Consider the following 21,777-nt stretch of genomic DNA (forward strand, 5'->3'; position numbering starts at 1 on the left):
TAATTTTTTAATTTAAGCGTCTATCAAAATATCTCATTTCAACCCATGGATAATCCAAATCACAACAATCACGCAAGCTCACGCCAATGCAACCACAAACGCGTATCTAGCTCGACTTGATGATAATCAGGCTGCATATGACAACATAATTGATAAAAAGCCTTGTTGTGCTCATGCTCTTTAAAATGTGCCAACTCATGCACGACAATCATACGTAAAAACTCAGGTGGCGCTTCTTTGAATAAGCTAGCGACAGTGATGCTATTATGCGACTTGAGCTTGCTGCCCTGTACACGAGATTGGGTGGTATGAATGCCCAGCGCATGCTTGAGGACTTTAAGTTTACTGCTATAGCTGACATTTGATAACGGGCCAATTTTACGCATCGATTGGTTTTTGATCTCATTGATATACTGATACAGCGCTTTGTCACTCTGAACTTGGTGCTGATTGGGGTACTTTTTTTCTATATATTCTCCCAGCTTGCCTTCACTAATTAATAGCGCGGCTTGGGTTTGGATTTGCTCAGAATAATGAGCGATATACTTGAGTGTGGTCACAAATTTATCCTTTGCTGATACTTTAAAACGTCCGAGCTTTATACAATCAATCTCATATAAAAGCATGACGGTTTTTAACTGTATACGAGGCTGATAAATTTTTCTTCAGCCTCGCTATAATACCTTCAAAATAAACCAATGATATACTTTACCCTATCTCTGCTTATTTTATGGTTAATAAAAAACCCACAAGCTGCATCCAGCTTATGGGCTTATCTTCAAAAATATATTTACTCAGGGTTATTAATTAACGCTCCAAATGCAGATACTGCATATGACGTTCGTACTGATGCAAGATATCGACCAGTACTTGCTCTTTGGTATAGCCAACCAAATCATACTCTTGTGAGCCATCGCTTAAGAACACTTCAGCGCGATAATAAAACTCGGCATGCTTCGTTGAGGTATTAAGGGTAAAGTTCGGACGCTCGGCTTTGATTAAATTAACCTCATAAACAAAATCGTCCTCATCACCATGTCCCACGCGCAAACTTAGACCATCTATTTGACCGCTATTGTCATCCGAACCGTCATCTATATCTTGCCCGATATGTGCCAAATTACGAATATCTAGAGCGGTTTTTAGACCACCAGCTTTAAGCTCATTTTCAACTTCAGTCATGGCAGGTCTAACAATATTTTGCAAAAACCGTTCAACTTGCGTATGGCTTGGGAAGCTGACAATACGTTGCAAGCGCGCTTTCCAGCCCTTACCACTATCCAATACATTGGCCGTACCAACCGTACTGGCTTTACGTTTATTGCCCTCTTCTTTTAACGAGCGCCACATCGACACCATGTAGAGCAAGAGGATAAGCGAGAATGGCAAACCGGCAATGACAGAGACTGACTGCAATGAAGCAAAGCCACCGGCAAACAGCAAACCTAAGGTAATAAGACCCGTTGCTGCTGCCCAAAACAGGCGCAACCAAACTGGCGCATCGGTATCATTGGTCATGCCTCTTGAGCTCAAGTTCGCTAATACTAACGCGCCCGAATCCGCTGAAGTTACAAAAAACACTAAACCAATAACCACACCAGCAAATGACAAAATATCACTGTAGGGAAAGTACTCAAACAGGGCAAACATGCCCATCGCTGCATCATTAACCGCAATCTCACCAAGCTCAGTAGCACCATTGGCAACCAAATCTATCGCGGAATTACCAAAGATAGAGAACCAAGCAAAGATGAAACCAAGTGGGATAAACATCACCCCAAAGACAAACTCACGCAAGGTACGGCCACGGCTAATACGAGCGATAAACAAGCCTACAAACGGTGCCCAAGCCACCCACCATGCCCAGAAAAATATCGTCCAGCCTGATTTCCAATCAGCACCAGCAGTACCATCATAAGCGTACACATCAAAGGTTTTATAAACGATGGTTTGAAAATACTGGCCAATACTTTGAGTAAAGGTATTCAATAGATAAATCGTATTACCCATCACTAATATTGCCAGTAATAACAATACTGAAGACAGCATGTTAAATTCAGAAAGACGGCGTACACCTCTTTCCACACCGGTCATGGCAGAAATGGCCGCAGCAGCGACGACCCCTACAATGATGAGCGTCTGAACCATTTTACTCGATTCGATACCGAATACATGTGACAGTCCAGCATTGGCCTGTAATACACCAATCCCCAAACTCGTGGCAATCCCCATCAAAGTACAAACCACGCCAAAGGTATCAATGCCATCGCCAAGCCAGCCTTTGATTAAACGCTCACCAAATATCGGCGTCAACGGCGAACGTAGTGCCAATGGCATATTTTTACGATAAGCAAAGTAAGCCAGCGCCATGCCGATGAGTGCGTAAATACCCCAACCATGTAGCCCCCAATGCAAGAAAGTTTGCGATAGCGCTTCTCGCATGGCCTCGGCACTGGCAGGCTCTAACCCAGTATGTGGCGTTAGATAATGCATCAACGGCTCAGAAGCACCAAAGAATAACAAATCAATGCCAATACCTGCTGAAAACAGCATGGCAGCCCAGGTTAAAAAAGGAAACTGGGCTTTTTCATGGTCTTGACCAAGTTTGATATCGCCATATTTCGACAGACCAACGAATAATGCAAAGATACTATAAGCGGCAACCACCAGCATGTAATACCAGCCAAAACTCTCTGACACCCAAGCCATACCAGCGCTAAGCAGGTTTTCGCTATAATCTGGAAACGCGATCGTCCAGACTATCAATAAAATAGAAATAATAGCTGAGCCTAAAAATACAGTTTTATTTAGACCCAGAGGTTTCGTCGCATCTTCTGCAGGCGAACTGTGCATAAAAGACCTCAATAAGTAAATTGAACACTACGTGGTATTGCTTTGTCCGTTATGACTTTATTGCCGCATGACGCACAAAGCAGTACCAATAAATAAAAACATGGTAAAAAAACCACTCTCTAAATGGCAAAATAAATAATAGGCAAATGCTGCCGTAGGATTATTTATGACACTAATTGCTTAGCGCTGATGAAAAAGACCTTTACGTGGAAAGGCCTTTTTGATGAGATTCGCTTATATGATTATTGAATAAATGGCTTATCGGTCGCTTAGACAGCAGCGCTATAGACGCGCATCGGCTCGGCTCTGAGCGGTGCGCCATTGGCGACATAATAATCCACGGTTGAACGTGGCAACTGCTTACCTTTCATCTTATCGACGATTTTTTCTGCCAGCATAATGGTAGTAGCGTTGAGGTTGCCACTGATGATATTTGGCATAATCGACGCATCGACGACGCGCAAACCATCGATACCATGCACTAACCCTTCACCATTGACTACCGAATCATTACCCTCGCCCATCGGACAGGTACAAGAAGGATGATAAGCCGTCTCACTATTATTACGGACGTATTCATCTAATTGCGCATCGGTCACCAAATCATCGGTTGGCGAGATAGCACGACCACGATAAGGATCGAGCGCAGGCTGATGCATAATCTCGCGGGTAATACGCATCGCCGCACGGAACTCGTGCCAGTCTTGATCGTGAGACATATAGTTAAATAAAATACTCGGATGCGCACTTGGGTCTTTCGAAGTCAGCTTGACGCGACCACGACTTGGCGAGCGTAATGAGCCGACATGCGCTTGGAAGCTATGTGATTTCACCGCACTGCGACCGTCATAACGCACCGCTAATGGCAAGAAATGATATTGGATATTAGGATGGGTGAACTTCTCATCGGTTCGAATAAAGCCACCACCTTCAAACTGATTGGAGGCACCCAGTCCTGTGCCATTGAATAACCATTCCGCACCAATCGCTGGTTTATTCCACCATTTATTGGCAGGTGCAATCGAAACAGGCAGCTTACATTCATACTGCATATACAGCTCTAAATGATCTTGCAGGTTATTACCGACGCCTGGTAAGTCAAGTATCTCATTTACACCTAAGTCTTTGAGCCATTGGCCAGGACCTATGCCTGAGCGCTGTAACAGTTGCGGCGAGGCAATCGCGCCCGATGAAACAATGACTTCACGAGATGCATGGAAGTTTTTGGTTTGACCTTGATGCTCTACTTTGACGCCAACAGCACGCTTGCCATCGAATAAAATCACATCGGTCAAGGCACCCGTCAAAATGGTGATATTGCTACGCGGTTTGGCACGGTCAAGATAACCGCGAGCTGTTGAAGCACGGCGCCCATTAGGGGTGACGAACCTATCCATTGGCCCAAAGCCTTCTTGCTGATAGCCGTTTAGGTCTTCGGTGCTTGGATAGCCTGCTTGTACGCCCGCTTCAATCATGGCTTGAAACAGTGGATTAACCCCTGGTTTGGAAGTAGTCATCTCAACCGGACCACCGACGCCATGATAGTCATTCTCGCCCGCGTCACAGTTCTCTAACTTTTTAAAGTAGGGTAAGCAGTCCGAATACGTCCAATCTTCCAGACCTTTAATTTTAGCCCAGTCATCAAAATCCAAGGCGTTACCACGGATATAGCACATGCCATTAATCAACGATGAACCACCGAGCCCTTTACCGCGTCCGCAGTCCATAACGCGGTTATTCATATACGGCTCGGGATCGGTTTTATAGCCCCAGTTATAAGTGGTTCCTTGTAAAGGCATGGCAAGCGCCGCTGGCATTTGGGTACGAAAGTCTAGTCGATGGTCTGGACGACCCGCCTCTAACAGCAACACCTTAATGTTGGCATCTTCGGTTAAGCGCGTAGCAAGTACATTGCCTGCTGAACCGGCACCGACGATGATATAGTCGTACTCAGGTGTAGTGGATGTCATAAAACGCTCCGTAATATTAAAAAATCCATCATTCCATATACGTAAGGCTGTGCTAAAAGGACACATTATTCCTAATATAGTTGATTCACTTTAAAACCGATACGAGTGCTACTGGAGTAAATTTTTCGCAGCCTCTGTCACGCTTGCGAACAACAAGCAAGAAAATTTATACCAGTAGCACGTGGCTATTTACTTTATTACAATCGTATCGCTCTTATTTAGAACTACCTATACATCAACCTTACTGTTTTAAAAATCTTTCAAATACAAATGATTAGAATACAGACTCAAACGCACCCAGCTCTACTTGGATAGATTTGGTTTGCGTGTAATGCTCAAGCGCTTCAATACCGTTTTCGCGGCCAATACCTGAATGCTTGTAGCCACCGACTGGCATTTGTGCTGCCGACTCACCCCAGGTATTTAACCAGCAGATACCGGCTTCAATTTGGGCAATGACTCGATGTGCGCGGGTTAAATCAGCGGTCACGACACCTGCTGCCAAGCCATAATTAGTATCATTGGCACGGCGAATCACTTCTTCTTCGCTTTCATAAGTCAATATCGACATTACTGGACCAAATATTTCTTCGCGTACGATAGTCATGTCATCGCTGCAATCGCTAAACACAGTCGGTGCAACAAAGGCGCCATTAGCCAAATCGCCTGTGATCACACGTTCGCCGCCAGTCAATAAGCGCGCGCCACTAGTTTTACCTTGCTCGATATAGCCAAGTACTCGCTCCATGTGTGGGAAGCTCACCAATGGCCCCATATTGATGCTTTCATCCATCGGATCGCCTAGCTTGATACGCTCAACACGCGTTAAAATGGCTTGCTCAAATTTGGCCTGTAAGGCTTTCGGGATAAAGACACGCGTGCCATTGGTACAGACCTGACCGGTGCTATAGAAGTTCGCCATCATGGCGATGTCAGCGGCGGTATCGATATCAGCATCATCAAATATGATTAATGGCGATTTACCACCCAGCTCTAGGGTCACATCTTTAAGCGACGATGCTGCTGCGCTTGACATGACTTTTTTACCCGTTGGTACGCCGCCGGTAAATGAGACTTTAGCGATATCAGGATGTTGGGTTAAGGCTTCGCCCACTTTGTAATCCCCTTGCACGACGTTAAAAACGCCATCTGGCAAGCCCGCTTCTGTGAATATTTCTGCTAGCTTTAGCGCGGTTAACGGGGTAACTTCTGATGGTTTAAAAATCATCGCATTACCAGCGGCTAATGCTGGCGCAGCCTTCCACATCGCTATTTGAATGGGATAATTCCAAGCGCCGATACCAGCGACCACGCCCAATGGTTCACGGCGAGTATAGACAAAGCTGCTATCACGTAGTGGAATCTGACGACCTTCTAACATTGGAGCCAGTCCGGCATAATATTCAACGACGTCAGCACCAGTGACGATATCGACGTATTTGGTCTCAGAGTAAGCTTTACCGGTGTCTTTGGTTTCCAGTAACGCCAGTACGTCATTGCGTTCGCGCAATATCTCCACCGCCTTTGATAAGATACGGCCACGCTCAACCGCGGTCATCGCCGCCCATACCTTTTGGCCTTTTTGTGCCGCTTTAACCGCTGCATTAACTTGCTCATCAGTCGTTTGCTGAATAGTTGCTAGCACCTCACCAGTCGCAGGATTAATATCTTCAAAAGTTGCAAGCGAATCATCAACAGGTAGGAAACGACCGTTGATATAAGCCGTTTGCACTTGGTCTAAATGGATAAGGTCGGTTAAATTATTGGAATTTGTCATAAAATCTCCTTGCGACGACTGATAAATGCTATTAATAAAGAACACTCATCTCAAATCGTGTCGTTACTGTTTAAGTATTAAAATACTTTAGAATAAAAAGTGTTGAAATAAAGTTTTTACGTTGACTTATACATCGGTAATTATGTGATATTGGTATAATTTTTTTGCAGCCTCTGTCTGCTAAAGCACACAGCAAGCAAGAAAAACTTATAGCAATATTTCTATCTTATTTATAGAGCGCTTGAACCCATCTTGAACCCATTAACTACCCTAAAACTACTGCTCAATCCTACTCACGCTGGGTCATGTTTATCAAACGCGCGCGTAAGGATTTTTTGTCAGATATATTGATGCCTGAAAAGTCAGAAAGCCAAATACCATCGGCAACCAAACGCACCATACATAAGGTTTCGTTATTATCAGTGGCGTCATGTTTCTTTAATTGCGCATTTGACCATTCGGCCCACAATTCACGCAGTTCGATATCGCCAAGCATCAATACATATAACGTGGCTTGGCTATTAAACTCTTCCTGTCCTTTTTCGCCCAAACTGATGGTGGCGTCGATATAAGCGCGGGTAAAAGCACCATAACTGACAGGGTCTTTGGCCATTGCCGTATTCACTTCTGCCTCAAATTTCGCCATCGCATCATGAAACACTTCAAGGATAAGCGCATTTTTGGTGGCGAAATGATGCATCACACCGCCTTTGGTCACGCCGACCGCATCAGCCACCGCTTGAAAAGTAACCTTAGACAACCCCTGCTCTAGCGTTATCCGTGCGGCTTGGTCAAGCAGCGCACGACGAACCAGTTCGGGCTGTTTTTTACGCTTATAAGCATTCTCAATTTCCATTTTTACCTCCCTGTTAAATGGTTAATTCACCACAGAATTAGACAGTAAGTTCATCACCACGACCCCGCCAACAATCATAGCGATGCCAACCACTGCTGCTGTATCCAGACTTTGCTTAAAAAATACCAAGCCAACAAGCGATGTCAGCACAATTCCCAGACCACCCCACAGTGCATAAGCGATGCCGAGCGGTATGGTTTTGATGGTTTGGGTCAGCAAATAAAACGAGATGGCATAAAGCACACCCATAATTAAGGTCGGCACCAAACGGGTGAATTGCTCTGACTTCACTAAAAAGGTGGTACCAATCACTTCGCAAATAATGGCAATCGCAAGGTAACCGTAAGCAATAGTGGTAGGACTCATAATTAGGATGCCTTTTTTAAGTCATGCTTAAATTGGGTTCAAATCAAGTATATATTAATAATGTATATACATTAAAGAAACCACACGGTCGGTATTTTATAGAAATAATTGCGCAATGTGAAGGGTATATTCATAAATTTTGTTTCAATTTATTTATGGATTGCTTTAATATTCAAAAAGATAAGTAATTCATTCAATTAAAACCAGTTTTACCTGTTGATATAGTTGATTCACTTTAAAACTGACACAGTGCTGCTGGAGCAAATTTTTTGCAGCCTCTGTCACGCTTGCGAACAGCCAGCAAGAAAAATTTATACCAGTAGCACGTGGCTACTGACGTATCGATTTTATTTAGAACTGACTATATCTAGGCCGCGTCATCGATTAGCACATCGACTAAAACAGTTTATTTAATATGCCAAAACACCTATTTTTGATAGATTACGATAATATTTATAATTAATGCTCTAATAAGGTTGACAGCTCATAACTACTTGGCTAAAATACGCTCCACATAACGCAAACAAGACAAGCAACGGCGCTTATCAACCCCTTTGTAAAACTTGTAGCAACAACCGTTATGACAACTTATTCTCCAATAGCTCAGTTGGTAGAGCAACGGACTGTTAATCCGTGTGTCCCTGGTTCGAGCCCAGGTTGGAGAGCCATATACTAAAAACCTTCATCATTATTTGATGAAGGTTTTTTTATGGTTATCACTTTTATATTGATTAATGTATTAATTGAACACTTAGAATATTCGCGCAGCTGCGGTGTTCTTTTGAACGTATTTGTTGTATGGTAAGGATTGTTTTCATTAGGTTAGTTTTTATCTGAGTGCTTTACTCCTACTCACTAAAAGTAATGGTTTATTATGATACCTGCACGTATAAAAAATAAGTTTTCTGATCATCCGCAAAAAATCATGCGCCCGATCAGTATTCGTTTGTCTGAAGAGATGATTACACTACTAGAGGCGACTTCGGAAGAATTGGGTTTTAAACGCATTCAAGGACTTATTCGTTTATATATTCGCCAAGGGCTTGACCGTGATCATCAAGATTATACACTCGCCCATGATGAGGTGTTTATTGAGACTCTGCGTAAGCGTGGTGTGAGTCAGCACATCATTGATGAGGCGATTGTGGTGACCCATAATAATATCACCCACCCTTTATCTGAGCTGCAAGACAACGACTAACTCACTATATTAAAAACAGCTTCATTCAATAAAAAGACCGAGCCTGCTTAATCGCGCTTGGTTTTTTTATATTTAACAAACCATTTTTCTTCTCTGCTCTGTCCTATAATAGTCAGTGAAACGTAAAATCGATACATCACGTACTGCAGGTATAGTTTTTTCTTGCTTGCTGTGCCTACGCAGACAGAGGCTACAAAAAAACTATACCAGCAGTATCGTAGCGTTTTTAAAGTATTTTAACTATATAGCACTAAAGCAGTGTCATAAAAAAAGCCCCAATCATTACTGATTGGGGCTTTTTGAATTTGGCGGAGACGGAGAGATTCGAACTCTCGAAGGGCTATGAACCCTTGTCGGTTTTCAAGACCGGTGCATTCAACCGCTCTGCCACGTCTCCATTTGTGCATCATTATAGCGATCTGAAATAAGAATGCAAGCGCTTATCTCAAAAAAGTTAAATTAATTTATAAACGGCTTAAAATCTCTGGGCTATGACTTGCTTGAGGCAAGATGCAAGCACATATCTAACAGCCTGTTGGCATAACCCCATTCATTATCATACCAAGCAAAAACCTTATACTGCTCGCCTATCTGCATAAGCTGTTGCCCATCAATAATAAGCGATTCAGTCTGATGGATAAAGTCACTTGAGACTAAAGGTTCATCGGTATAAGCCATAATATTGATCAAACTACCAGCGCTGGCAGTTTTCAATACTTCTCGAATCGCCTCAATGTCGACGTCCAGCGTATCAAATATAAAATTGACATCAATCGCCGCCACATCGATGGTTGGCACACGAATGGAGTGACCGTTAATCTTGCCTATCATATTAGGTAGCACGCGCTCCGTAGCGGCGATGCTGCTTGAGGTCGTTGGAATGATATTATAACCAGACGCGCGCGCCCGTCTCAAATCACGATGCGCTTGATCAAGCACCGTTTGATCCGCAGTCACGGCATGAATCTCAGTCATCATCGCCGACTTTACGCCAAAGGCTTTATCAAGGGTATCAATGAGCGGCACTAATGCCTGAGTGGTGCATGAGACACTCGATATAATAGGCAATTTACGCGTTAACGACTCGCCATTAACGCCCATAACGATAGAAGCATCGACATGATCAAAGGGAGCCGCGCCGATTATCACCTGCTTAGCGCCTGCCTCTATATGCACACTGGCTTGCTCGTATGAACGATAGTGTCCCGTACATTCAAGTACCACATCAACCTGCAAATCTTTCCACGGCAGTGTCTCTGCATTCTCTCTTGATAATAAACGGATACAATAAGTGAGATTGTTTTTATTTAAGCACAGCTGAATATCGGTTTCTGCTGTCGCACAGGGCTTTTGCTGATAATCAGTAATACCATCTTGAACAATATCAGCGGTCACGCCCAATCGGCTCAAACGCCCATGGGTACTATCGAACCTAAGTAGATGCAATAAGGTCTCAGCTGGCGCCAAATCATTAATGGCGACCACATGAATGGCACGCCCTAGCACCTCAAATCGCTCTAATAATGCGCGCAGTACATTACGACCAATACGACCAAAACCATTGATAGCCACTCGCAAAGGCTGAGTTTGCTCGTTGGTCGCATAAAAACCTGCAACAGAAGGGTCAGAGGTTAGACGATAGGTAGCACTAGAAAAATCAGGCATAACAAGTTATCGCTTTAAAAGATATAAAAAGGAATTGAGCGCTTTCATTGAACAGAGCCTAACCAATCGTAATAAATTAGGGCGTAATAAAGATTAATGCCAAGCGTATGGTGTTGTAATCAATCGCCTGTTTGAGGTGCTCAAAGATTGGGCGTAGCTTAATACTACCATCATCATTGAAGTCGTTGGGGTTATTGGCCACTTTAATCGCTATATAGGCATTACCAACCGCCGTCATCACCTCATCCTCTGGACGCAGATGATCACAAGCGAGGCTCGGATCTTGAGATTTTAGCTCACCAATATGCCGCATGATGGTCGATTGTGAAAGCTGACGCGCCTGGGATATCTCAGCGATAGATAAGCTTTCTTCTAGTAATAGCCGGGTCGCCTGTAAGGTGCTTGCTGATTTATCAGAGACTTGATTGCCTAATTTCTGTTTTTTATCTAGCTTCGCGTGCTGCTGCTCGCGGCGCTTTTTTTGCAAATTGGCATAAGCATCAATCACTGATTTACTTAATGTACCGCCTGATTTCAAAACAAACTTCTCATGGGCTTGCGTCATGCTTTCTTCATCGAGCATGGCATAGCTGGCATCAGCTTCGTCAGACAACACTAAAAAGCGCTTATCGGCGCCACGTGCCAGCGGATCAAGCTGCAAGCTCATCTCATTCATTCCTAGCAATTGCAGACCTGCCAGCGACTTTAGCCGTGATAACGCCACATAACCTTGCCCAAGCTCAAAGGTGCGTGACAAGTCAATCTCAGCGGCATCAAGCGTCATACCTTGTGACTTATGAATAGTAATCGCCCATGCCAGACATAACGGCACTTGCTCATAGCTCGCCAACACTTCACCCGTCTCGTCCTCGATGATCCACTCTTCTGGCTCAGCGATGACCTCACGTCCTGAATTGAGCCGAACCACTGGCATTTTTTGTGTGGTTATTTTTTTGTCCTTTAACTTTTCTTTATCCTTAGCTTTATTTTTTGTATTGTCAGCCTTGTCTTCGTCAGTATCTACAGTGGTTTCATCGTCTGCAATCAAATTATCATTGCTGTCTTTATCATCATTAATTTTTACCGCCGCAAAGCCTATCAGCTCACCCATGGTGCCGTTAGACACACCAAGCTCGGTATTGTTTTTAATAAACATCACTTTTGAGCCAACCTTGAGGATAAGCTCATCTTGGGTACGGACGGTTTTCTTTAGCGTCTCAACCAATTTACTATCGCCAACAGACGTGGCTTCAAAGCGCATCATCTCACCCGATAGCTCGGCTAACTCTTTATCATTAATTTTATTGACATTGAGATTATGGGTATAAAGGCGCGTGCGCTTGATATCGACGTCTTGATCAAAGGTCGCCTCCAGTGCAGCAATCGCTTCAAAGGTCACTTCTTGACGGCGGATTTGATTGAGAATATCGTCCAAATCAAGCCCGCCATTGGCCGCTTCACTCACTTGCCGATGTTGCTCGGATAAATAGCAGATATGAAACTTAGCGTCGAGCCACGCTTCCGACATAAAGGCAAACTTCTCACGGTTGCTCTCACCCTTGCTACCAATCGGCGGTAACTGAAAAAAGTCTCCTGCTACGACGACTTGAATGCCACCAAAGGCTTTGTCATTTTTGCGTACATGCTTAAGTACTTGGCTGACCAAATTGATCTGCTTGGCATGCAGCATCGATATTTCATCGATAATCAGTACCGCAGTGTCTTTGAGTCTATCAGCCAAAAACTGCTTGCGTGATAAATTGGTCAAATCGCGCTCAGATAACTCATCTTTGATGCCAATACCTGACCAGCTATGGATGGTCGTGCCGTTCATATGCGTCGCAGCAATACCAGTACTGGCAGTGACGGCAACGGGTACACGGCGCGCACGCAGATAGTCAATATATTGGTTGAGCGTATAAGTTTTTCCTGAACCTGCTGAGCCAGTCAAAAAGACATTTTGTCCTGTTTTTAAAATATTGAGAGCAGAAGATTGACGCATATATCCAAACCAATTTATTTAATAGTGATAAGAGAAAAATCTAAAGAAAAGTAATATATAGTCAGATCAATATAAAAAATATATAGCGGGACTGATATGAACTTTTTGTAGCTTCTGTCGGCGAAGCCACAGCACACAAGAAATTTTATATCAGTCCCACGTTATATGCCATGTATCCATTTTATTTATTATCGACTATCAGCAAAAACAGCTGCCATGATTATAACAGCTACCTGCATATTACGAACCACTTTAACCCTCATACGTTGTATAACTTAAAGTTATATGATACAAAATATATCATTATAAAAAGTCATTATCACTCTACCTAAAAGCTCAGTACGATAGAGTCATAACTTGATCAGGAAGATCAAGTATTCTCAAGTAGTCATAATACACAACAAGGAGTGGTTAATGTTATACGCTTATCCCAACACTGAAAACAGTCCCGTCCAATTCCGCGAAAAATATGATAACTTTATTAATGGTGAGTGGGTAGCACCAGTCGATGGCGAATACTTTGATAACCCAAGTCCTATCGATGGAAAAACTATTTGCCAAGTCGCACGCTCAAAAGAAGCCGATATCGAATTAGCATTAGATGCCGCTCATGCTGCTAAAGACGCTTGGGGCAAAACCAGTGTTGCTGAACGCGCCAATCTGTTACTCAAAATCGCTGACAGCATGGAAGCCAATCTAGAAGCCATCGCCATTGCCGAATGCTACGAAAACGGTAAGCCAGTACGTGAGACGCTAATGGCAGATATTCCATTGGCCATCGATCAATTCCGTTATTTCGCCAGTGCCATTCGTGCCCAAGAAGGCGGCATCAGCCAAATCGATGAAGACACGGTCGCTTACCATTTCCATGAGCCACTAGGCGTGGTCGGTCAAATTATTCCCTGGAACTTCCCAATTTTAATGGCCGTATGGAAAATTGCGCCTGCCCTAGCTGCTGGTAACTGTATCGTCATGAAACCTGCCGAGCAAACGCCTGCGTCTATCTTATTTATGCTAGAGACTATCGGTGTCGCTGATATCTTGCCAAAAGGCGTACTAAACGTGGTCAATGGCTTTGGTGTTGAGGCCGGTAAGCCGCTTGCATCGAACCCGCGTATTAACAAAGTAGCGTTCACTGGCGAGACGACGACTGGTCGCCTCATCATGCAGTACGCCAGTGAAAACATCATTCCAGTGACACTAGAGCTGGGTGGTAAGAGCCCAAATATATTCTTTGCTGATGTCATGGATGAAGACGATGATTTCTTAGACAAAGCCGTTGAAGGCTTAGTAATGTTTGCCCTCAACCAAGGCGAGGTTTGTACCTGTCCGTCGCGCGCACTCGTCCATGAAAGTATCTATGACGAATTTATGAAACGCTGCATTGCTCGTGTCGAAGCCATCAAAATGGGTAACCCATTAGATACCGAAACCATGATTGGTGCCCAAGCCAGCTCAGATCAATTAGAAAAAATCCTATCTTATTTGGATATTGGTAAAAAAGAAGGCGCGAAAGTTCTGGTTGGCGGCGACCAAGCCAAACACGACGGCGACCTATCAGATGGTTACTATGTCAAACCAACTATCTTTGAAGGCACCAATGACATGCGCGTGTTCCAAGAAGAAATCTTCGGACCTGTACTTGCTGTCACCACTTTTAAAGATGATGAAGAAGCCATGCAGATTGCTAATGACACGCTATATGGTCTGGGTGCAGGCGTATGGACTCGTAGCATTCACAAAGCCTACCGTTTCGGCCGTGGCATCCAAGCTGGTCGCGTTTGGACCAACTGTTATCATCTCTATCCGTCACATGCCGCCTTCGGTGGTTATAAGCAATCGGGTATTGGTCGTGAAAACCATCTAATGATGCTTGACCATTATCAGCAAACCAAAAACATGCTGGTATCTTATAGTCCAAAAAAGATGGGTTTCTTTTAATCTAAGGTAGCAAAATCACTTTAGGTAAATCAATGCAATCTATCAAAAGGTAGGTTGCATTTTTTTATAAATAATTTTAAAAGGAATAAATGATGAAAATTACCGCGACAGAATCCTGTAAAGACCTTATTGAGCTTTTAAAATCTAAACATGGCGAGCTGATGTTTCACCAATCAGGCGGCTGCTGTGATGGTAGCTCTCCGATGTGTTATCCGTTAGGCGAATTTAAAGTTGGCGGTCAAGATGTCCTTGTCGGCGAGCTAGTCGGCTGTCCGTTTTATATGGGCAAAGCGCAACATAAACTCTGGCAACATACTGATTTGACCATTGATGTGGTCAATGGACGCGGTGCCAGTTTTTCGCTAGAGATACCCGAAGGCAAACGCTTTATCGTACGCTCAGATGTTTGCTCGGTATAGACGGGACTAAGCTGAATTCTTCCAATTGTACATACTACAGTTGATTCACTTTAAAACCTATATTAGTACTATTGGAGTAAATTTTACGCAGCCTCTGTCACGCTTGCGAACAGCAAGCAAGAAAAATTTATAACAGTAGTACGTGGCTATTTACTTTATTACAATCGTATCGCTCTTATTTAGAACTGCCTACATAACGAGGCTGAAAAAATTAGCCCCATAATTTCCATTCCCGGTACATCTGCTTTATATTGAACGGACTATATTATTTCAGTGAAATAATAGATACTGTAAGACGTCACTTATTTTGATAAGTCTGTTTTAACATAAATATTTTAATCAGCATGGATGCAACAGGGAATATAAAATGGAATTTGATGGAAATTTTGATTACGTCATCGTTGGTGGTGGTTCAGCAGGATGTGTGCTTGCCAGCCGTCTAACAGAAAACCCAGATATCAGTGTTTGTTTATTAGAATACGGCGGCGAAGGTAAAGACCTTGCGGTTCGCGTACCTGCTGGACTGATTCTTATGGTTCCAGGTAAACCACTGAAATTAAATAATTGGTGCTTTCATACTACTCCACAAACGCACTTAAACAATCGTCGTGGCTTTCAACCACGAGGGCAATGTTTAGGTGGCTCCTCTGCCATCAATGCCATGATTTACACCCGTGGTAGTGCGTTAGATTATGAGCGCTGGGTGGAGCAAGGCTGCGAAGGCTGGGGTTTTGACGATGTGCTTCCCTACTTTATCAAAGCCGAGAACAATGTCCATGGTAGCGATGAACTACATGGCGATAGCGGACCTTCGCATGTCAGTGAATTACTCAGCCCACGCGACATCTCAAAAGCATTTGTCGAAGCGGCCATTGCCAATGGTCTTGACCACAATGAAGACTTTAATGGCGCCAAGCAAGACGGTGCAGGACTGTATCAAGTCACCCACTTTCATGGCGAAAAACAAGGCCAGCGCTGCTCTGCCGCTGCCGCTTACCTACATCCTGTGCAAAGTCGATCAAATCTGACGGTCGTTACCCATGCGCAAGCCAACCGCGTCATCTTTGAAGACAAGCAGGCAACGGGCGTAGCGTATGAAAAAGACGGTGTCGAACATACAGTCATGGCACGTCATGAAGTGATATTATCAGGTGGCACGTTTGGTTCACCCAAAGTTCTGATGCTATCAGGTATCGGCCCTGCTGAGCATTTACAGTCACACGGCATCGATGTATTGGTAGATGCGCCCGAAGTTGGCGGTAATCTACAAGACCATTTGGATGTAGTATTTGATTACGAGGTTAATACTACTGATGTTATTGGTATTGGCATGGCGACCATTTCAACGCTGACCAAGGGTATTCGACAGTGGAGAAAGGACGGTACAGGCCTCTTGTCTTCTAACTATGCTGAAGCAGGCGCATTCTATAGCGTTGGTGACGCTCCAAAAGAATGGCCAAACACCCAATTGCATTTTGTAATCTCTCGCGTGATCGAACACGGTCGTGATCTCAGGCGCGGCTTTGCTGTCTCATGTCACAGCTGCTATTTACGTCCTGAAAGTCGCGGTACGGTCAGGCTCGATTCTGCCAACCCCTCAGACACAGTATTGATAGATCCAAACTACCTCTCTGACCCCAAAGATGTAGAGTATATGGTAGCAGGCGCGGAGCGGGCGCGAGCAATCATGCAAGAATCACCAATGGCCAAATATATTACCGAGGACTACCCTGCTCCTTATATCGAAAAAGACGGCATGCTTGGCTATATTCGCAATAAGTCAGATACTATCTACCATCCAATTGGCACTTGCCGCATGGGTTCAGATAGCGATTCAGTGGTCGATTTAGAATTAAAAGTACGTGGGGTAAATGGGCTACGAGTCATTGATGCGTCAGTTATGCCGACATTGATTAGTGCCAATACCAATGCACCAACGATTATGATTGCTGAAAAAATTGCCGACCTTATTAAGGCAAATCATAGCCATAAAAAGTCAGTGGTTGCATAAATACAAGAGAGATACAGCGGGACTGAGACGCTTACGTTTAAAACATAAGTTTTACAGTCCCTATCGATATAGGCATAACAAGCCAGAAAAACTTATACCTGTCTCGCGTCACAACATATTTATTTTATTTAGGGCATGTCATTTAATCACGACTTTAATAATACATTGAAATAAGATAGTTGTAGTAAGCTATCTACTTATTATTTATTGCTTAAAAAACGACAAATTCTCATAACCCACTTCAAATAACGATAAAGTGATTATTACCATCTGGATTGTACCTATGAATACACGCACCACTTCTTGGCTCAAAATAACGCTAAGCACCTACCTATTATTATCACTACCAGTAATGAGTCTGGCCGCTAGTACAACGCCACAAAAATGGAAGTTGGACGTACCAAAAACCAACGTGAATTTTGAAGTCAATTATCTAGGTAAAGCCACTACCGATGGTAGGTTTAATAAAGTAAATGGCACTATCCATTATGATGTAAAAAAACCAGCAAGTACGACCATTAACTTTACCGTTTATACCGATAGTATTGATACAGATCGCAGTCTACGAGACGCCTTTTTGCGTCGGAAGGCGCTGCTGAATACTCAGCAATATCCGACGATGACTTTTGTTTCCAAAAAAGTCAGCATGATTAATCCCAAAGAAGCGAATGTAACCGGTGACTTTACCGTCTTAGGTCAAACCAAACCCTTAACCGTTAGAGTAAAGCTATCGGATGTCGAAAAGGATCCTGTCACCTCTAAACCTGTTTTGAAGTTCCGCGCTACCGGCATGGTTGATAGATATAATTACGGAGTTACTGCTTTTCCAAAAATCATCAACAATATCATACCTCTTGAGATATCAGGGAAGCTGATTGCTGCTAATTAGTTTTGAATAGCTTAAAAAACCCAATAAAAAAGAGTTGCTAGGAATCTAGCAACTCTTTTTTATTATCTAAACAGCTGGTTTAATTAAACCAAACTATTCACCGCATCAACCACAGCTTCAGTGGTAATGCCGAACTCTTTATACAGCTCATCTGCTGGCGCTGATTCACCATAAGCGCTCATACCGATGACTTTGCCATCAAGACCGACGAACTTAAACCAGTAATCTACATGCGCCGCTTCTACAGCTACGCGGGCGCGGATATTGGCTGGCAATACCGCTTCGCGGTAGCTAGCATCTTGCTCTACAAAGATTTCAGCACATGGCATAGAAACCACACGCACGCCAACGCCATTTTGGCTAAGCGTTTGATACGCTTGCATGGCTAGTCCAACTTCTGAACCAGTGGCGATGATGATTGCTTGTAGCTCGCCTTTTTCTTTTGCCAGTACATAACCGCCTTTGGTGATGTTCGCGACTTGCTCGCTATCACGTGCTTGATGTGGCAAGCTTTGACGGCTAAAGATTAACGCTGATGGATTGTGTTCAGACTTAATCGCTTCAACCCAAGCACTGGCAGATTCGGTCGCATCACACGGACGCCATGTACGTAGATTCGGCGTGGTACGCAGGCTAGTCAATTGCTCAACTGGCTGATGGGTTGGGCCGTCTTCACCCAGACCGATAGAGTCATGGGTATAAACATGAATGATACGCTGCTTCATGAGTGCGCCCATACGGACGGCGTTACGTGCATACTCCATAAACATCAGGAACGTTGCCACGTAGGGGATAAAACCGCCATGCAGTGCGATACCATTAGCAATCGCAGTCATACCGAACTCACGCACGCCATAGTAAATGTAGTTGCCGTCAGCATCTTTTTCGATGCCTTTAGCACCTTTAAATAGCGTGAGGTTTGAGCCAGCAAGATCCGCTGAACCACCCATCAATTCAGGCAATAATGGCTGCAAGGTATTAATCGCATTTTGACTGGCTTTACGGCTAGCGACATCGCCGCCTTGATCTTGAGTTTGCTGAATATAGTCTTGGGCTTGCTTGTCAAAGTCCGCAGGTAATTCACCGTTTAAACGGCGTAATAGCTCAGCTGCCAGTTCTGGATACGCCTTTTTATAAGCGTCAAAATCTGCATCCCAGTTCTTCTGTTGGACGTCACCTTTGATTTTAGCATCCCACGCTTCATAGATTTCATCATCTAATTCAAATGGTGCATGCTTCCAAGATAACGCATCGCGAGTTAAGGCGATTTCATCATCACCAAGTGGCGCGCCATGGCTGGCTGCTAGACCTTGCTTGTTTGGACTACCAGCGCCAATCGTCGTTTTACAAATAATAAGACTTGGCTTAGTGGTTTCTTTAATCGCTTGTTCAGTGGCCTGCGTAATAGCATCGGCATCATGACCATCAACCTTAATCACTTGCCAGCCGTACGCTTCAAAACGCGCTTGCGTGTCATCCGTGAACCAGCCGTCGACGTCGCCATCGATTGAAATACCGTTGTCATCATAAAAGAACACTAGTTTGCCAAGACCTAGCGTACCTGCTAGCGAGCAAACTTCATGGCTGATACCTTCCATCAAGCAGCCATCACCTAAGAACGCATAAGTATGATGATCAACGACGTTATGACCGTCACGGTTAAACTGCGCTGCCAGCGTTTTTTCTGCAATTGCAAAACCAACGGCGTTGGCAATACCTTGTCCTAGTGGACCAGTGGTGGTTTCAATACCAGGGGTATAGCCAAGCTCAGGATGACCAGGGGTTTTCGAATGCAATTGACGAAAGCCTTTTAGGTCATCGACGCTGACATCATAGCCAGATAAATGTAACAATGAATAAATCAACATCGAGCCATGACCGTTTGATAGTACAAAGCGGTCGCGGTTATGCCACTGCGGGTCAGCAGGATTGTGCTTTAAAAACTTGCGCCACAACACTTCGGCAATATCCGCCATACCCATCGGTGCGCCTGGATGTCCGGAGTTGGCTTTTTGAACCGCATCAAACGACAGTACACGGATGGCATTGGCTAATTTACGTTCGCTAATTGGAGCTGGCATAGAGTGTCCTAATATTCGAAAGAGAGGTATGGAGCATAAGAGGAGAGTTTACTCAGAGGGTCATCCATCAAAAACGCGCTAGGCATCTTCAATAGATAGGCTATAAAATCAAAATGTAATATTAACATATTTGCTATGAAGCAAGCCAAAAATGCGCTGACAGAAGCGTTTGTATTTAACAATCATTCATATCAGTTTTGTTAAATGATAAACAATCATAGGGGGCTATAAATAAACTGCGAGTCAACCTAGCGACTCGCTGTTCATACGGCTAAATTTCTATTAAACAGTAATTGCCTCGACACCGCCCATAAACGGACGTAATACTTCTGGAATCGTAATACTGCCATCCGCATTTTGATGGTTTTCCATCACAGCCAATAAAGTACGGCCGACCGCCAAGCCTGAACCATTTAGCGTATGTGCTAGGCTGGTTTGCTTGCCGTCTTTGACGCGTGTGCCCATACGGCGTGCTTGGAAATCGCCACAGTTTGAGCAGCTTGAGATTTCACGGTAAGTCTCTTGGCTTGGCAACCACACTTCGATATCGTAAGTCTTTTGCGCAGCAAAGCCCATATCGCCAGTGCATAATTTTACCGTACGATACGGCAGATTTAGCTGCTGCAAGACATATTCTGCTTGTCCAGTCATCGCCTCAAGCAAATCATCAGATTGCTCAGCAGTAGCAATATTGACCATCTCAACTTTTTCAAACTGATGCTGACGAATTAGACCGCGGGTATCACGGCCGTGCGAACCCGCCTCACTACGGAAACAGGGTGTATGCGCGGTAAATTTTAACGGTAACTCTTTAATATCTAAACGCTCACCGCGCACCAAATTGGTCATCGGTACTTCGGCGGTTGGAATCAGATAAAAATCAGTGCCTTCATTATTGGTATGATTGGTTAGTTTAAACAAATCATCTTCAAACTTCGGCAGCTGACCCGTCCCTTTTAAGCTCTCACTATTAACGATATAAGGGACATAGGTTTCAGTATAGCCGTACTTAATGGTATGAGTATTTAGCATAAACTGAATTAAGGCGCGGTGCATTTGCGCAAGTTGCCCTTTTAACACGTTAAAGCGACTGCCCGTAAGCTTGGCGGCGGCTTCAAAGTCGAGCATACCCAGCGTTTCACCGATATGCGTATGGTCTTGAACCTCAAAATCAAACTCGCGCGGTGTACCCCATTTGTGTACTTCCACATTGTCGTCTTCTGAGGTACCAACGGGTACGTCTGTTGCTGGAATATTTGGAATCTGTAATGCCGCTTGAGTGATACGCTCTTGCAGAGTACGCAGCTCGTCTTCAGCCACCTTAATTTCTCCGCTGACATTTTGCATTTCAGCCAATAGCTCACTGGCATCTTCGCCTGATTTTTTTAGTGCACCTACTTGCTTAGCCCCTGCATTACGGCGCGATTGCAACTCTTCAGTTTTGACTTGTAAGGATTTACGCTCGGACTCAACCGTTTGCCAGAATGCCAGATCAAGCGCATAACCACGAGTGGCCAACTGCTGTTGTAAATCACTTAAATCGCCGCGTAAGAGTTTTGGATCAATCATAATAGTTGCCTGTAACGCTAAAGTGGATAAAAGGTTCAAAAATAAAATCGTCAATTGGTTAGCTGAGCTTTATGACGTCGTGATAAATGTCATGTGATAAAGCTCAGCTATGACGCTGTGTTGGTCATGAGAATATGTTGTGGACGCTATAATACCAAGACCCAGCAGATTTGACCA

General features: G+C 44.0%; 15 protein-coding genes and 2 tRNA genes. 6 read left to right on the top strand and 11 right to left on the bottom strand.

The window, feature by feature from the left end; genetic code table 11:
- Window positions 1-68 precede the first annotated feature (68 nt).
- The 6 genes from ACT3TU_RS03495 to ACT3TU_RS03520 form a co-directional block, all read right to left on the bottom strand.
- Window positions 69-560 carry a M48 metallopeptidase family protein gene (locus tag ACT3TU_RS03495; RefSeq protein WP_192523171.1) on the bottom strand — a complete coding sequence of 164 codons (492 nt, stop codon included), beginning with the start codon at window positions 558-560 and terminating at the stop codon, window positions 69-71.
- 247 nt (window positions 561-807) lie between these two features.
- Entirely contained in the window at window positions 808-2,853 is a 2,046-nt protein-coding gene (gene betT / locus ACT3TU_RS03500) for a choline BCCT transporter BetT (protein WP_192523172.1), read from the bottom strand.
- Window positions 2,854-3,122: 269 nt separating this feature from the next.
- Complete coding sequence (gene betA, locus ACT3TU_RS03505) at window positions 3,123-4,823, bottom strand: choline dehydrogenase (protein ID WP_192523173.1); 1,701 nt, start codon at window positions 4,821-4,823, stop codon at window positions 3,123-3,125.
- A gap of 274 nt (window positions 4,824-5,097) precedes the next feature.
- Entirely contained in the window at window positions 5,098-6,600 is a 1,503-nt protein-coding gene (gene betB / locus ACT3TU_RS03510; RefSeq protein WP_192523174.1) for a betaine-aldehyde dehydrogenase, read from the bottom strand.
- Window positions 6,601-6,889: 289 nt separating this feature from the next.
- A complete protein-coding gene (locus tag ACT3TU_RS03515; protein WP_192523175.1) occupies window positions 6,890-7,456 on the bottom strand; it encodes a TetR/AcrR family transcriptional regulator in 567 nt (188 codons plus the stop codon).
- Window positions 7,457-7,477: 21 nt separating this feature from the next.
- Window positions 7,478-7,822 (bottom strand): DMT family transporter, encoded by a 345-nt coding sequence (locus ACT3TU_RS03520; RefSeq protein ID WP_192523176.1) that lies wholly within the window; start codon window positions 7,820-7,822, stop codon window positions 7,478-7,480.
- A 592-nt stretch (window positions 7,823-8,414) separates the two neighbouring features.
- Here ACT3TU_RS03520 and ACT3TU_RS03525 point away from each other — a divergent pair.
- Window positions 8,415-8,490, top strand: a tRNA-Asn gene (locus ACT3TU_RS03525).
- Between the two features lie 206 nt (window positions 8,491-8,696).
- Window positions 8,697-9,023, top strand: a complete 327-nt coding sequence (locus ACT3TU_RS03530; RefSeq protein WP_192528973.1) for a CopG family transcriptional regulator — start codon at window positions 8,697-8,699, stop codon at window positions 9,021-9,023.
- A 306-nt stretch (window positions 9,024-9,329) separates the two neighbouring features.
- On the opposite strand, the gene ACT3TU_RS03535 is transcribed toward ACT3TU_RS03530, so the two are convergent.
- The 3 genes from ACT3TU_RS03535 to ACT3TU_RS03545 all read right to left on the bottom strand — a co-directional run bounded on the left by ACT3TU_RS03535 (window position 9,330) and on the right by ACT3TU_RS03545 (window position 12,690).
- A tRNA-Ser gene (locus tag ACT3TU_RS03535) sits at window positions 9,330-9,420 on the bottom strand.
- A gap of 92 nt (window positions 9,421-9,512) precedes the next feature.
- Window positions 9,513-10,688, bottom strand: coding sequence for a type I glyceraldehyde-3-phosphate dehydrogenase (locus ACT3TU_RS03540; RefSeq protein WP_192523178.1), 1,176 nt, complete (start codon window positions 10,686-10,688; stop codon window positions 9,513-9,515).
- A gap of 76 nt (window positions 10,689-10,764) precedes the next feature.
- Window positions 10,765-12,690, bottom strand: a complete 1,926-nt coding sequence (locus ACT3TU_RS03545) for an AAA family ATPase (protein ID WP_192523179.1) — start codon at window positions 12,688-12,690, stop codon at window positions 10,765-10,767.
- A 414-nt stretch (window positions 12,691-13,104) separates the two neighbouring features.
- Here ACT3TU_RS03545 and exaC point away from each other — a divergent pair, with 414 nt between their 5' ends.
- From exaC to ACT3TU_RS03565, 4 genes are all read left to right on the top strand, one after another.
- Window positions 13,105-14,631, top strand: coding sequence for an acetaldehyde dehydrogenase ExaC (gene exaC / locus ACT3TU_RS03550; protein ID WP_192528974.1), 1,527 nt, complete (start codon window positions 13,105-13,107; stop codon window positions 14,629-14,631).
- Between the two features lie 89 nt (window positions 14,632-14,720).
- Window positions 14,721-15,050 (top strand): DUF779 domain-containing protein, encoded by a 330-nt coding sequence (locus ACT3TU_RS03555; protein WP_225735202.1) that lies wholly within the window; start codon window positions 14,721-14,723, stop codon window positions 15,048-15,050.
- Between the two features lie 367 nt (window positions 15,051-15,417).
- On the top strand, window positions 15,418-17,061 hold the full coding sequence (locus ACT3TU_RS03560) for a GMC family oxidoreductase (protein WP_192528975.1): 1,644 nt from the start codon (window positions 15,418-15,420) through the stop codon (window positions 17,059-17,061).
- 283 nt (window positions 17,062-17,344) lie between these two features.
- Entirely contained in the window at window positions 17,345-17,950 is a 606-nt protein-coding gene (locus ACT3TU_RS03565) for a YceI family protein (protein WP_192528976.1), read from the top strand.
- Window positions 17,951-18,033: 83 nt separating this feature from the next.
- Here the strand turns inward: ACT3TU_RS03565 and tkt are convergent, their stop codons facing one another.
- Window positions 18,034-20,031, bottom strand: a complete 1,998-nt coding sequence (gene tkt / locus ACT3TU_RS03570; RefSeq protein ID WP_192528977.1) for a transketolase — start codon at window positions 20,029-20,031, stop codon at window positions 18,034-18,036.
- Between the two features lie 282 nt (window positions 20,032-20,313).
- Window positions 20,314-21,600, bottom strand: a complete 1,287-nt coding sequence (gene serS, locus ACT3TU_RS03575; RefSeq protein ID WP_192528978.1) for a serine--tRNA ligase — start codon at window positions 21,598-21,600, stop codon at window positions 20,314-20,316.
- Between the last annotated feature and the right edge of the window lie 177 nt (window positions 21,601-21,777).

Source organism: Psychrobacter sp. AOP3-A1-26 (genome assembly GCF_052378235.1).
GTDB lineage: Bacteria > Pseudomonadota > Gammaproteobacteria > Pseudomonadales > Moraxellaceae > Psychrobacter.

Excerpts from the sequence above, each read along its gene's own strand:
- betT (WP_192523172.1), bottom strand. The coding sequence starts at position 2,853 with ATGCACAGTTCGCCTGCAGAAGATGCGACGAAACCTCTGGGTCTAAAT.
- betA (WP_192523173.1), bottom strand. The coding sequence starts at position 4,823 with ATGACATCCACTACACCTGAGTACGACTATATCATCGTCGGTGCCGGT.
- betB (WP_192523174.1), bottom strand. The coding sequence starts at position 6,600 with ATGACAAATTCCAATAATTTAACCGACCTTATCCATTTAGACCAAGTG.
- ACT3TU_RS03515 (WP_192523175.1), bottom strand. The coding sequence starts at position 7,456 with ATGGAAATTGAGAATGCTTATAAGCGTAAAAAACAGCCCGAACTGGTT.
- ACT3TU_RS03520 (WP_192523176.1), bottom strand. The coding sequence starts at position 7,822 with ATGAGTCCTACCACTATTGCTTACGGTTACCTTGCGATTGCCATTATT.
- ACT3TU_RS03530 (WP_192528973.1), top strand. The coding sequence starts at position 8,697 with ATGATACCTGCACGTATAAAAAATAAGTTTTCTGATCATCCGCAAAAA.
- ACT3TU_RS03540 (WP_192523178.1), bottom strand. The coding sequence starts at position 10,688 with ATGCCTGATTTTTCTAGTGCTACCTATCGTCTAACCTCTGACCCTTCT.
- ACT3TU_RS03545 (WP_192523179.1), bottom strand. The coding sequence starts at position 12,690 with ATGCGTCAATCTTCTGCTCTCAATATTTTAAAAACAGGACAAAATGTC.
- exaC (WP_192528974.1), top strand. The coding sequence starts at position 13,105 with ATGTTATACGCTTATCCCAACACTGAAAACAGTCCCGTCCAATTCCGC.
- ACT3TU_RS03555 (WP_225735202.1), top strand. The coding sequence starts at position 14,721 with ATGATGAAAATTACCGCGACAGAATCCTGTAAAGACCTTATTGAGCTT.
- ACT3TU_RS03560 (WP_192528975.1), top strand. The coding sequence starts at position 15,418 with ATGGAATTTGATGGAAATTTTGATTACGTCATCGTTGGTGGTGGTTCA.
- ACT3TU_RS03565 (WP_192528976.1), top strand. The coding sequence starts at position 17,345 with ATGAATACACGCACCACTTCTTGGCTCAAAATAACGCTAAGCACCTAC.
- tkt (WP_192528977.1), bottom strand. The coding sequence starts at position 20,031 with ATGCCAGCTCCAATTAGCGAACGTAAATTAGCCAATGCCATCCGTGTA.
- serS (WP_192528978.1), bottom strand. The coding sequence starts at position 21,600 with ATGATTGATCCAAAACTCTTACGCGGCGATTTAAGTGATTTACAACAG.